8 protein-coding genes and 1 tRNA gene are annotated in these 13,098 nt (G+C 43.3%); 3 read left to right on the forward strand and 6 right to left on the reverse strand.

Annotation, left to right across the window (positions count from 1 at the left end; all coding sequences use genetic code 11):
• The first annotated feature begins 8 nt into the window (after window positions 1–8).
• A complete protein-coding gene (locus tag BFS05_RS03950) occupies window positions 9–4,025 on the forward strand; it encodes a DNA-directed RNA polymerase subunit beta' (protein ID WP_103084697.1) in 4,017 nt (1,338 codons plus the stop codon).
• Window positions 4,026–4,401: 376 nt separating this feature from the next.
• Here the strand turns inward: BFS05_RS03950 and BFS05_RS03955 are convergent, their stop codons facing one another.
• The 5 genes from BFS05_RS03955 to BFS05_RS03975 all read right to left on the reverse strand — a co-directional run bounded on the left by BFS05_RS03955 (window position 4,402) and on the right by BFS05_RS03975 (window position 9,844).
• The gene (locus BFS05_RS03955) at window positions 4,402–4,809 is read right to left on the reverse strand and encodes a HepT-like ribonuclease domain-containing protein (protein ID WP_103084698.1); all 408 of its coding nucleotides are present in this window, start codon (window positions 4,807–4,809) and stop codon (window positions 4,402–4,404) included.
• A gap of 69 nt (window positions 4,810–4,878) precedes the next feature.
• On the reverse strand, window positions 4,879–5,352 hold the full coding sequence (locus BFS05_RS03960) for a nucleotidyltransferase family protein (protein WP_103084699.1): 474 nt from the start codon (window positions 5,350–5,352) through the stop codon (window positions 4,879–4,881).
• Window positions 5,353–6,221: 869 nt separating this feature from the next.
• Window positions 6,222–7,772: an MDR family MFS transporter gene (locus BFS05_RS03965; RefSeq protein ID WP_258004253.1), complete on the reverse strand. Its 1,551-nt coding sequence runs from the start codon at window positions 7,770–7,772 to the stop codon at window positions 6,222–6,224.
• Window positions 7,773–8,222: 450 nt separating this feature from the next.
• Window positions 8,223–9,209: a G5 domain-containing protein gene (locus BFS05_RS03970; RefSeq protein WP_103084700.1), complete on the reverse strand. Its 987-nt coding sequence runs from the start codon at window positions 9,207–9,209 to the stop codon at window positions 8,223–8,225.
• 260 nt (window positions 9,210–9,469) lie between these two features.
• Complete coding sequence (locus BFS05_RS03975; protein ID WP_103084701.1) at window positions 9,470–9,844, reverse strand: thioredoxin family protein; 375 nt, start codon at window positions 9,842–9,844, stop codon at window positions 9,470–9,472.
• 523 nt (window positions 9,845–10,367) lie between these two features.
• Here BFS05_RS03975 and serS point away from each other — a divergent pair.
• Together serS and BFS05_RS03985 are read left to right on the forward strand one after the other, a co-directional pair.
• Window positions 10,368–11,654, forward strand: coding sequence for a serine--tRNA ligase (gene serS / locus BFS05_RS03980; protein ID WP_103084702.1), 1,287 nt, complete (start codon window positions 10,368–10,370; stop codon window positions 11,652–11,654).
• A gap of 79 nt (window positions 11,655–11,733) precedes the next feature.
• Window positions 11,734–11,818: transfer RNA gene (locus BFS05_RS03985), tRNA-Ser, on the forward strand.
• Between the two features lie 338 nt (window positions 11,819–12,156).
• On the opposite strand, the gene BFS05_RS03990 is transcribed toward BFS05_RS03985, so the two are convergent.
• The gene (locus BFS05_RS03990) at window positions 12,157–12,909 is read right to left on the reverse strand and encodes a Bax inhibitor-1/YccA family protein (RefSeq protein WP_103084703.1); all 753 of its coding nucleotides are present in this window, start codon (window positions 12,907–12,909) and stop codon (window positions 12,157–12,159) included.
• Window positions 12,910–13,098: the final 189 nt, after the last annotated feature.

Here is a 13,098-nt window from a genome sequence, read left to right on the forward strand (position 1 = left end):
CAATAAGAGTGCTGGACGTCAACACATTTGACAAATTGAGGATTGGGCTGGCTACCGCTGACGACATTCGCGGATGGAGCCACGGTGAAGTAAAGAAGCCAGAAACCATTAATTACCGTACCTTGAAGCCGGAAAAAGATGGTCTGTTCGGTGAGCAGATCTTCGGTCCGACTAGGGATTGGGAATGCGCATGCGGTAAGTATAAGCGCGTTCGTTTTAAGGGCATTGTGTGCGAGCGATGCGGCGTTGAGGTTACTCGTAGCCGCGTTCGTCGTGAGCGCATGGGTCATATCGAGCTTGCAGCTCCGGTTACACACATTTGGTTCTTCAAAGGTGTTCCTAGCCGTTTGGGTTACTTGCTTGGCATTGCTCCAAAGAACTTGGAAAAGGTTATCTATTTTGCAGCCTATATGGTTACAAGTGTAGATGTTGAGCAGCGTCAGCAGGATATGCCTGATTTGCAGGACGAGTTCGATACAGAAATCGCAAACCTTGAAAAGCGTCGTGATAACGAAATAGAATCTCGCGCTAAAAAGGTTGAAGAAGATTTGCGTGAGCTTGAAGAATCAGGCGAAGCTAAAGGTGCTTCAAAGGCTAAGCTTCGTTCTAGCGCAGAACGCGAAATGTCTGCAATCCGCCAGCGTTACGACGAACAAATTAAGCGTTTGGATGCAGTCTTCAGCCGCTTTAAGGAAATTCGCCCAGGCGATATGGAAGGCGATGTAGACCTATGGCGTGAAATGGAAGATCGTTATGGCGATTACTTCCAGGGATGCATGGGTGCTGAAGCTATTAAGAAGCGTTTGCAAGATTTCGATTTGAAGGCTGCTGCTGCAGAACTTCGTGAAGAAATCGACACTGGCTCTGGTCAGCGTAAGGCTCGCGCTTTGAAGCGATTGAAGGTTGTGAACGCGTTCTTAACCACTGGCAATAAGCCAGAAGCTATGGTTTTGGATGTTATTCCAGTTATTCCACCAGATTTGCGACCAATGGTTCAGCTTGATGGTGGCCGTTTTGCAACTTCTGATTTGAACGATTTGTATCGTCGCGTTATTAATCGAAACAATCGTTTGAAGCGACTTATTGAGCTTGGCGCTCCTGAGATCATGCTTAATAACGAAAAGCGTATGCTTCAGGAAGCTGTTGATTCGCTCTTCGATAATGGTCGTCGCGGTCGCCCTGTAACTGGCGCGTCAAACCGCCCATTAAAGTCGCTTTCAGATATGCTTAAAGGTAAGCAAGGTCGATTCCGTCAGAACTTGCTTGGTAAGCGTGTAGATTATTCTGGTCGTTCCGTAATCGTCGTCGGCCCAAGCTTGCGCATGCATCAATGCGGTTTGCCTAAGCCAATGGCTTTGGAATTGTTCAAGCCATTCGTTATTAAGCGTTTGGTAGATCAAGGATTTGCCCAGAATATGAAGAGCGCTAAGCGCTTGGTAGATCGCGGCGATTCTGAAGTTTGGAGTGTTTTGGAAGAAGTTATTTCCGAGCATCCAGTTCTTCTTAACCGCGCTCCTACACTTCACCGCTTGGGTATTCAGGCATTTGAGCCAATTTTGGTTGAAGGTAAAGCAATCCACTTGCCACCACTTGCTTGCGCAGCATTCAACGCTGACTTCGATGGTGACCAGATGGCAGTCCACTTACCTCTTTCTGCTGAAGCTCAAGCTGAAGCTCGTACTTTGATGATGGCATCTGACAATATTTTGAAGCCAGCAGACGGTCACACTGTGACTATGCCATCTCAGGATATGATTTTGGGTCTTTACTACTTGTCTACCGTAATTGACGGTGCCAAGGGTCAAGGTCGCATATTCTCTTCGCTCGCTGAAGCTCAAATGGCTCTCGACAAGCATGAGATTGATATGCAAGCCAAGGTTTTGATTCGTATGCCTAAGGATTTCGTGCTTCCTGAAAATTGGGAGCCAGGAGATTTGAAGGTTGTGGATCCTGAACCAGGTAGCTCAGAAGTCGTTCACGAAGAGCGATTCTCCGATGGAACTGTTTTGTTCGCAACGTCTTATGGACGCGTGTTGTTCAACGAAACTTTGCCAGTGGATTATCCATTCGTAAACATGCAAGTACCTAAGGGCGTGCTTTCTAAGATCGTTGACGATATTGCTACGCGTTACCCAACAGCGCAAGTTGCAGCCACATTGGATGCTTTGAAGGATCTTGGCTTCACTCGCGCTCCATGGTCTGGCGTAACTATGGCATTCTCTGATATTGTTCTTCCTCCAAATCGTGAAGAAATTGCGCAATATTATGAGGATCAGGCCGCAAAGATTAACATGCGCTACGAGACCATTGGTGATTTAACCGATGAGGAACGTCGTCAAGAGTTGATCAACTTGTGGACTGAGTGCACTGATAAGGTTGCAGAAGCCATGCGTGAGAACTTCCATGATGATAACAATGTGAACATCATGGTTCAGTCAGGCGCACGTGGTAACTGGATGCAGATTCGTCAGATTGCTGGTATGCGTGGTTTGGTGGCTAACCCTAAGGGTGAGATTATTCCTCGTCCTGTGAAGTCGAATTACCGCGATGGCCTTTCCGTCTTGGAGTACTTCATTTCTCAGCACGGTGCTCGTAAGGGCTTGGCAGATACCGCACTTCGTACAGCAGAATCTGGTTACTTGACTCGTAAGCTTGTTGATGTTTCTCAGGAAGTTATCGTTCGTGAAGAAGATTGCGGTACTAAGCGTGGTCTTGACATGAAGATTGCTGATCGTGATGCTGACGGCAACTTAACTCTTGTAAAAGCCGCTGATGGTGGTCCATACTCTCGTTTGCTTGCTGCAGACGTGATTGACCCTTCAGATGGAACAACAGTGTTGGCAAAGCGTGGAGATGCACTCTCTATGTCTGTGCTTCGCGATTTGGTTGCTCACGGTGTTGAAGAAGTTAAGGCTCGTTCCGTGCTCACTTGCGAATCCAAGCGTGGCGTTTGTGCAAAGTGCTATGGCTGGTCTTTGGCTACAAGCTCTTTGGTTGACGTTGGTGAAGCTGTTGGTATTGTTGCAGCACAGTCCATTGGTGAACCTGGTACGCAGTTAACACTTCGTTCCTTCCACTCCGGTGGTGTTGCTTCTGCTTCTGATATTACGCAGGGTCTTCCTCGTGTTACGGAGCTTTTCGAAGCTCGTACTCCTAAGGGCGAGGCTCCAATCGCTGAGTTCTCTGGAACTGTTGAAATTCAGGATAGCCCAACTCAGGGTCGCATTGTTAAGCTGATTCCAGATGATACGACCGTGGAACCAATCGAGTATCCAGTAACTCGCCGCGCTCCAATGCTTGTGAAGGATCATGAGCATGTTGAAGTTGGTACGCAGTTTATTGAGGGTTCTGTGGATCCTAAGAAGATTCTTCGAATTCTCGGTACTCGTGCAGCTCAGGTCAACATTGTTGAAGAAGTTCACAATGTGTATCGTTCGCAGGGTGTAGATATTCACGATAAGCATATTGAGGTTATTGTTCACCAAATGCTTCGTCGTATTACTGTGATTGACTCTGGAGATACCGATTTGCTTCCAGGCGAGCTTATTGATCAGACTAAGTTCCGTGAGATTAATCTCGAGACTGTGAAGAATGGTGGCAAGCCTGCTGCTGGTCGACCAGAACTTATGGGTATCACTAAGGCTTCCTTGGCTACTGATTCGTGGCTTTCCGCCGCATCGTTCCAGGAAACTACTCGCGTTCTTACTGAAGCTGCTTTGAGCCAGAAGGAAGATGATCTTAAGGGCTTGAAGGAGAACGTGATTATCGGTAAGCTCATCCCAGCTGGTACTGGTTTGGCTCGTTACCGCAATTCTCACGTAGATGCAACTCCGGAAGCACGTGAGCGCATGTATCCAAACTTTGGTTTGGGGAACGTTGACAATACTCCGTCTAACTTCGGTGCAACCGATATGGGTGAAGTTGACTTCTCTAACATCGATTTTGGTGACATGGCCATTGGCGATGAGTTTAATCCAGATGATTACCTTGACGATCAGGGTGGTCAGAGCGATTACAACGATTAGGATTAACTAGTTGGTGGCTAAGGCTTATTAATTAAGGCCTTTGTCGAGATTTGGCTTTGAGTTTTTAAGCTAGGGTCAAATATTTGAAACGGCTCAACTAGCAGATTGCGTTATTTTAGCGCGTTCTGTTGGTTGGGTCGTTTTTTGCGCTCCGACCTGCTTGAGTGCAGCATTGCGCGCACGAAAGCAACTCGGAGCGCTGAGCTTGCTCAAAGTTGAAAGTCCAGTGGACTTTCAACGCAAGCGAGGACTGCCTGAGTCCGTAAAGACGAAGGCAGGGTGATTTATTTGGTATTGCATTGGGAATTTGGTTGTGGTTATGGTGCGCTGACGACCTGCCTGAGCGTTGGTAAGTGTTAGCAAGTTTTTAAAATCTTTAGTTGCCTAATTTGTTTACACGAGTAAAATCAAGCAAATCGTCTGAATAAGAGCTTTTGTTTTTGTTGATATATTCTGTGAGAATTTCAATAACTTGTTTAGAGTCGCGTGACACTGACGTGTATAAAAGCTCCAAGTCTATTCCTTCATAATTGTGCACAATGCAGTCACGCATTCCAGCGATTTTCTTCCATTCAATATCGTTAGTATTTTCACGGAATGATTTCGAGAGCTTTTTCACATGTTCGCCAGCTTGCTCAATTGCATGAGCTACGGCATATTGTTTTTCTTCGTCCTTGGCAAACTGATTAAAAGGAACATCGCTTATAAATTTAGTGGCAGCGCGCAAGTATTTGCGTATCGCTGCAACATGAACCATGTCGTTTGATTTGCTGGCTTTGCTCATTGTTTGGCCTTTGATTATTTGCGTGTGCTACGTTTTAAATAGATTAGTTTAAGTTTCAAAAAGTCAATTTCACACAATTTGGAAAATTGGTTGAGTGTTGATTTCTGTTACGAACGCTTTTCGCTGAAGTTCGGCATCTTCGTTTACTAGCGGTTGTGTTACGTAACGTTTGTTAACAAGGTCGATTTTTCTGCCTAAGCATTTAGATAGTGCTTCCGTGAGCATTTGCTTTTTGCTAACGATGTAAGCGGTTTCGCAATCTATACTTGAATCGTTTTGCATTTCGTATATAAAATCCACGTCTGAGTTCTGATTTGCTGTTCCTTTAGCAACAGATCCGAACAAGTATAGTTCTTTTACGCCGAGTTTTCTCGCGACTGGCGCGCAAAGTTTTTGCACAATCGAGGGAGTTAGTGCAGAAGGGTGATTTGACTTCGTGTTTTTTGATGCTTTTGAAGGCTTTTCAGATATTACAGTTTTTGCAGATGTCGTATTTGAGTCTATTATGCTTGTATTTATCGTAGTTACTGTTGTCGCTGTCATTTCCCCTCCTTTGCGCGTGAAGTTTTATTAATTGCCTTGATATTAATTTGTGAATTTATGGTTTACATACGATTTTATATGTTTGATGTGATGTTTTAGCTGGTTTTCGTAACCTAGTTTCAAACGATCAGATAAATCGTCTTGTGTTCGTTTTTATTGACGAAGGCAGGGTGATTTATTTGGTATTGCATTGGGGGAGTTTCGTAAGCGAGCGCGTAATCCTCGCGAGCGCCAACTGCGCCAGTGTCAAAAGATTGGCAAAATCCGACCCTCGCGCAGTTTTATTTCTGCATGAGGGTCCCTAAAGTGCAGCACACTGTACTTCTATTAGTTAGGCAGAGATTTGAGATTTAGAACTTTACTTCAAGTAAACAAAACCAAGAACCCTACCCCGAATTTGTTTACTTATCTGGTACCTAAGTCCACAAAACCAAGAACAGGATACTAGTGAGGGATAAGGATTGCTGGCGCGACGACCTGCTTTTGCACTTAGAATGTAGTGTGCAAAAGCAATTCGGAGCGCCGAGCTTGCTCAGGGTTGAAAGTCCAGTGGACTTTCAACGCAAGCGAGGACTGCCTGAGTCAGTAAAGACGAAGGCAGGGTGATTTATTTGGTATTGCATTGGGAGTTTGGTTGTGGTTATGGTGCGCTGACGACCTGCCTTAGCGCACTGGACTTTCAACTTTGAGTAAGCGCGACGACCTGCCTAAGCGCTGCGATATAGCGCGCGAAGGCAATTCGGAGCGGAAACTCGCTTGGATTGGAAGTCCAGTGGACTTCCAACGCGAGTTTCGTAAACAAAATGTATTGCTCACATCTTCGCTTGCGTTGGACTTCCTCTCTGTGCCAGCTCCGGCGAATCGAAGATTCAGTATTGATGATGAGTATGATCGTTTAAAACATCCTTGTGCTCGGAAGAATGCGGAATATGCAATACGCGCATTTTAGCAATCGCCCTTCTAGCTAAGGCGTGAGCGGATCCTGCGCCTTCACCTTTAACCCCAAGAATCACGATAACAGCCATAATAGCTGTAATAATCGCACTGATCCTAAGAGTCCACTGAACACCAAAAATGCTAGCAGCAACATCCGCTGCATGCCCCGTGCCAAGGTTGGAATGACGCCAAGTAGTTAATGCCGTCATAGTAACAACTAGTACGGGAGCGCCTATTGCACCCCAAAGCTGTCTCATAGTGTTAGTTACAGCAGATCCATCTCCAAGCTCTTCGTGCTTCAAGCAGTTAAGCGACCACGTTGTTATAGGCATAAGCAGGAAACCCATGCCAATCTGCCTTGTAAACTGCCAAATAGAAATCCACCAAATCCACGTGTGCATATCTATAAGACTCATCATCACGGTGCCGAAAAGCAGTATCAAAGATCCGGCCATAGCAACTGGTCTGACTCCAAAACGATCGAGCATGCGTCCGCCTAAGAATTGCGAAATAGCCATGCCGAAAGCTCCAGGAAGCAGTATGAGACCGCTCATAGTTGCAGAAAATCCGCGATCATCCTGAATGTAAAGCGGTATGAGAACCATAATCGAGCTGAAAGCGAAAAATGTTAAGCACGCGCAAATAGTTCCAATTGTAAAATACTTATTTTTAAGCACGCTTAAGCCAAGAAGGGGGAGTTTACCGCGCTTCTGATCAAGGAATTGTCGTATTACAAACCATATGATTCCAATGCCGCCTACAATCATTGGCACCCACGACATTGGGTGAGTAATACCGTAAGCTTCAATATTTGTGAATCCAAACATTAAGCCTCCGAAGCCAATAACTGAGAGGCTTACAGAGAAGAAATCAGCTTTCGCATTTTTATCTTGCTCGCCAAAATTATGCAAGAAAAATGCTGAGAGAATTATAGAAATAAAACCTATTACGGTTAAAGATAAGAAGATTGAGCGCCAGCCGTTGAAATCTGTTTGCAAACCGCCAATAGTTGGGCCGATTGCCGGGGCGATACTCATTGCCATACCCACGCTGCCCATTGCCATGCCTCTGCGCGTAAGAGGGTAGACGGAAAATACGGTAATCTGCAATACAGGCCACATGACTCCGGTTCCAATCGCCTCTAGAGTACGTCCGATTAGAGCCATAATAAAATCGGTGCTTATCCAAGCTAAAATAGAGCCTGCAGTGAATAAGCACATAGAGGTTATTACTATTTGCCTAGTGGAAAATCGCCTTGTTAAAAAGGCTGTTAACGGCACCATTATTGCCATAATTAGCTGGAATATTGAAGTAAGCCATTGGCCTGTTGTAACGCTTATATTGAATTCTCGAACGATTGTAGGCAATGCCGCTGTGAGCTGTAACTGAGCGAAGTTACCTATGAATGTTATGAAGGTTAATATTGCCAGTGATACCAAGGCTGCGCGAGTAAGGTGATTGTCTTTATACGCTTCTTCGCCTATTAAAGCATGACTTAAATTAGCATGATTTAAATTATCATGATTTAAATCATCGCATTTGCTGCATTCAGTTTTGCCGCATTTGCTTTTATGCAACCATGATGTTAGTGGCACGTTTTAATCCTTTCTGCAATAGTCGATAACAAATAATCAAGCGATTACTGCGTGAAGACGTAAAACAAACTAATAACATGCAAGTCGTAACATGCGGAAAATAGCATGCTGAACATAACGTGCAGTTTTAAGTTAGTAGTCTATACACAGTAATCGCATAATTTTACTAAGTAATATTAATTTATTTAGTAAATACGAAAGTAAGTTTTAAAATCAAAACTCAGCCTAAGCCGTAGCTTTGGAATCTAGTTTTGGGGTCTAGATTGTGAATCTAGTTTTGGGATCTCGATTCGGTCTGTTACTAATCTACCTATTACTATTCGGCAGTTAGCAGGCTGATTAGTAGTTGTGATGAACCATCCAATACTGGTATGCGCCTTGTATTGAGCCGTATCTACGATTGCAATAATTCCAGAACCATTTGAGCTGAGTCTGATAATTAGTAGCCCAATCAGCGCCTGCAGAAGCCATTTTTCCGCCTGGAAGAGCTTGAGGCAAGCCGTAAGCTCCAGAAGGATTCATTGCGTTTACGCGCCAACCAGATTCGTGAGAAATAATAAATACCGTGGCGGTAAAATCAGCTTCGCTATAACCGTTGGAAAGAAGCCAATCATGCGCCCAATTTTGCATTTCTCCAGCTGGGACAGTAGTTCCGAGTGAAATATCTGCTGGCGATCCTGCAAGTTCGCCACCTGTTCCAACAAGTATGATCTTATCTTTAGGAGCTTTTTTAACGTAAGATGCAAATATGTTAGAAGATACTACTTTTTTGCCTACATGCGTAACAAGCTTAGCTGTTTCCATAACGCCATTAACGCCATTTTGCTGAACTTTTTCAGTGCCTTTTGGAAGCGCGGCAGTTTCCTTTTTGACAACGTTAAAAGCAATATCGTCATCTGAAGTTTCTAATTTAGCGCCTTCGCGTTGGATTGTAATAACAGTTGATTCTTTAACTTTCGTGTCAAGAGAAGGCGTTACAACATCATGAGGCTCAAGCGTGATATCTCCAGCGTTTAGCACGGAACGAACATCTGTAAAATTAGTTCCTAAAATTGTGCGATGATGCCCATTAATAACAACAGTAATATACGAAGTATTGCTATTCAGAACATCACGAACTGCGCCACGAGAAACCGTAGTGAGATTTTCTGTAGCCGAATAAGAAGTTACAGGAGTTGCCTGAGGTGCTGATGACTCGTAAAAATTTCGAGAAACAACGACAAGCACCACTAAAGCAATCGCGCTTATAACAGACGCAATCAAAATTGCCCACTGACGCATGCTCAGTGATTTAAGCGTGACTGTATGTTTGCGGTGACTGGTCATATCCCTCCCTCTTCAAGTAAGCGATAATCAATCCAAATCTAATTAATTAAACACTAACTAATTAATTTAATCAGTCTAATTAATCGTTAACCAATATTGAAAATTAATCAGTTAAACAATAGACATAACTACTAGTATATTAGTCGCACGCAAAGAGAATGGCGGTATTCCAAGGTTTATTTAATCGCACGGTTATGCTTTGTTGCGGTCTTAATTTTGTAGTTATCTTAATATTCGTAGCTGTTCTATTCGTTGCTGTCTTATTCGTTATCGCCGTTATCGCCGCTATCTTCGTTATCATCTTCATCGCTCGTGTCAAGTTTCTTCGCTTCCTCAACAACAAGTTCAAGTACCTCGGCTGTTACAGAACCCTGATGATTCCAAATTTCTCCGCAATTCTTTATAACTTTAATCGTTGGAATAGAGTGAATTTCAGCTTCTGCGGCTATATCTGGATTCTCGTCAATATCTACCTTAATGAATGTTATTTCTGGGTGATTTTCACTTACCTTTTCAAAAATTGGTCCGAATGCTCGACATGGAGCGCACCACTTTGCCCAGAAATCGACGAAAACAATTTCATTTGATCGTACAACAGACATAAAGTCTTCTTGCTTAACGTGCATAACTGCCATTTTTTGCTCCCATTAGATCTAGATAGTTGTTTTAATATTTGCTTTTATTATTTTTTAAATTTGCCAGTATTTATTTATTTTTTAGTGTTTATTTATATTTGTATTCAGCTGTGAATTGAATCAAGTTCTACAATTATACACTTAAGTATTTATATGTGACTCATATCGTGTTATAGGTTATTTGCAAGTTTTATTAACAAAGCGTTCTTTACTATTAGTTAGGCAGAGATTTAAGATTTTTCGCCCTGAATGAGATGAACCTCAGCACGAAGTGGTGATTCATCGAATGAAGAAGAAAAATTGAAAAATCTCGGTGATTAGCCGAAGATTAAAAGACTAAACATGCCAAGAGCTGTCGAAGTTTCTCTTAGAGCAATGTAAAAATCTTGCGATGAGAGAAACTCCGACAGCTCAGCCCCATCAGACATGTGAATTTCGTAAAATGGGTACGCCTTTGCGTCATATTTGCACTATTTATACCTATTATATGCATCTGTCGTCTTGCGGCACTAGGCTAGGAGTCATGCTTGATATCCAATTTATTCGTGAACATGCCGACGTAGTTAAGGAATCGCAGCGCAAGCGTGGTGAATCCGTTGAACTCGTCGATGAAGTATTGCGCAGCGATGACTTGCGCCGAACCGCTCTTAAGGCTTTTGAAGACGCTCGTGCTGAGCAAAAAGCTATTGGTAAGAAGGTTGCAACAGCTAGTGCAGAGGAAAAGGCTGCGCTTATTGCTGAAACTAAAGAATTAGCTTCTAAGGTTGCAGAATACAAGGCTGAATCCGAAAAAGCTACTGCCGACTACACTACAGCAATGTGGAAGCTTTCTAACATCGTTGAAGATGAAGCGCCAGAAGGCGGAGAAGACGACTACGTTGTAGTTAAGAAGGTTGGCACGCCTCGCGATTTTGCAGCCGAAGGTTTTGAGCCAAAGGATCATTTGACTCTTGGAACTGGCGTTGCTGGAATTGATATGCGTCGCGGTGTGAAGGTTGCAGGCTCTCGCTTCTACTTCTTGCGCGGTGCTGTGGCTCGCTTGCAAATCGCAATGCTTACTATGGCTGTTGATCAAGCCGAAGAGCACGGTTTTACGCTTGCGATTACTCCAACGCTTGTGCGCCCAGAAGTTATGCGCGGAACTGGCTTCTTGAATTCTCATGCGGATGAGATTTACCGTTTGCGCGAGCCAGATGATCAGTATTTGGTTGGTACCTCCGAGGTTGCTTTGGCTGGTATGCACGAGGATGAGATTCTTGACTTAAGCAATGGTGCTTTGCGTTATTGCGGTTGGTCGAGCTGCTACCGTCGTGAAGCTGGTGCTGCTGGAAAGGATACTTCTGGTATTATTCGCGTGCATCAGTTCGATAAGGTTGAGATGTTTGTTTATTGCAAGCAGGAAGATTCTCGCGCTGAGCATCAGAAGTTGCTCGGTATGGAGCAGGAAATGCTTGCTAAGGTGGAAGTGCCTTACCGCATTATTGATACTGCTGCTGGTGACCTTGGTTCTTCTGCAGCCCGTAAGTTTGATTGCGAGGCTTGGGTTCCAACGCAGGGTCGTTACCGTGAGCTTACTTCTACTTCTAACTGCACTGAGTATCAGGCTCGTCGCTTGAATGTGCGTGAGCGCATGGAAGATGGCGGAACTCGTCCAGTTAGTACGCTTAACGGTACTTTGGCTACTACTCGCTGGCTTGTGGCTATTTTGGAAAATCATCAGCATGAAGATGGTTCGATTGATATTCCAAAGGCTATGCAGGCTTATATGGGTGGCAAGGAAGTCATTGAGCCTACTAAGTGGGAAGCGTGAGTGTTGCGTTCTATACGTGATGATATGCTATACCCTTGTGCATTGAAGGCAGTGATTTGATTGCTTTAATGCGCAAAATGGATGGGTGTCCGAGCGGTCTAAGGAGACGGTCTTGAAAACCGTTGTAGGGAAACCTACCGCGAGTTCGAATCTCGCCTCATCCGCGAATTAACCAAGCTTCAAGCTGCATTGTGCGCTTGAAGCTTTTTTAATTCGCCGAGCTTGCTCAGGGTTGGAAGCACAGTGTGCTTCCAACGCAAGCGAGGTCTGTCTGTGTCTTTATTGACGCAGGCAGACCAGATTAGTGTGGTTGTTTTGCTTGAAGCTTTTTTAATTCGCCGAGCTTGCTCAGGGCCCAAAGCACAGTAATTTAGTTGTTGTATTAACGGATATAAATAAAATGTCTGCTGAAATCATAAAATCTCAGCAGACATAATAGATTATTGATTAATCGCGCATTAACCTTGTATCAACTACGCATCAATCGAATATTAATCGCGAGTTAATCTTTTCTATCTCCAATTAATTGCAACAGATAGACGAACATATTTATGAAGTCTAAGTAAAGTTGCAAAGCGCATAGAATTGATATTCTCTTGATAACTTCAGGTTGCTGATCGTATTCTTCAAATAAAGCACGAGTCTTTTGAGCGTCATAAGCCGTAAGACCAGCAAAAACCAATATTCCAATGGCTGAAATTATCTTAATTGCATTGTTGCTCGGCGTTAGGAACATAAGAATAAACTGAGCAATAACAAGTGTTATTAATCCAGCAAAAATAATCGGTCCAGCTTTAAGCATGTTGATTTTTGTAGTTAGTGCAAGCATAGTTAAGCACAAGAAGAATCCTGCTGTAAGAGCGAATACGATTACAATAGATTTAATTTTGAAAATATCAAATATTATGCTAATAGTGAATCCTGTTATAGCAGCATAAGCGTAGAAAATAATTCTAGCTAATACTACGTTCATCTTCATAATTCGTATTCCCAAGAAAGCAGACAATGCGACTTGTACTAATACGATGCCAATCCAACCTAACTTTCCGGTCGCGATGAGGAATTGTTCAAAAGCGCCAGTCGACTGTGAAAACATTGCAACTAGTGCTGTTACAATCAAGCCTACTGTCATTTCTCCGTAGACTTTTGCTACAGATGTTCGTTTTGCTTCCTCGTATGCATAAACTGCATTCGTGTTTATAGTTTGTTTAACGTCGCCATATTGTTGCTCGTATTTTTCGTTGTAATATGCCATAACGCTCCTTTTCTTAAATAAATTTCACTAATAATAAACAATCACACAAATACTATTATAGATAATTGCTATATGAATAACACTAACAATTTTACCTTATAAAAATATGAATGCACGTATTGCGAAAGTAGATATAGTGTTAAGTCACGTATAGTGTTAGTCGCTTATTACGTAAGTCACTTATTAAAC

It is taken from the genome of Gardnerella coleohominis, from assembly GCF_002896555.1.
Taxonomy (GTDB): Bacteria; Actinomycetota; Actinomycetes; order Actinomycetales; family Bifidobacteriaceae; genus Bifidobacterium; species Bifidobacterium vaginale_F.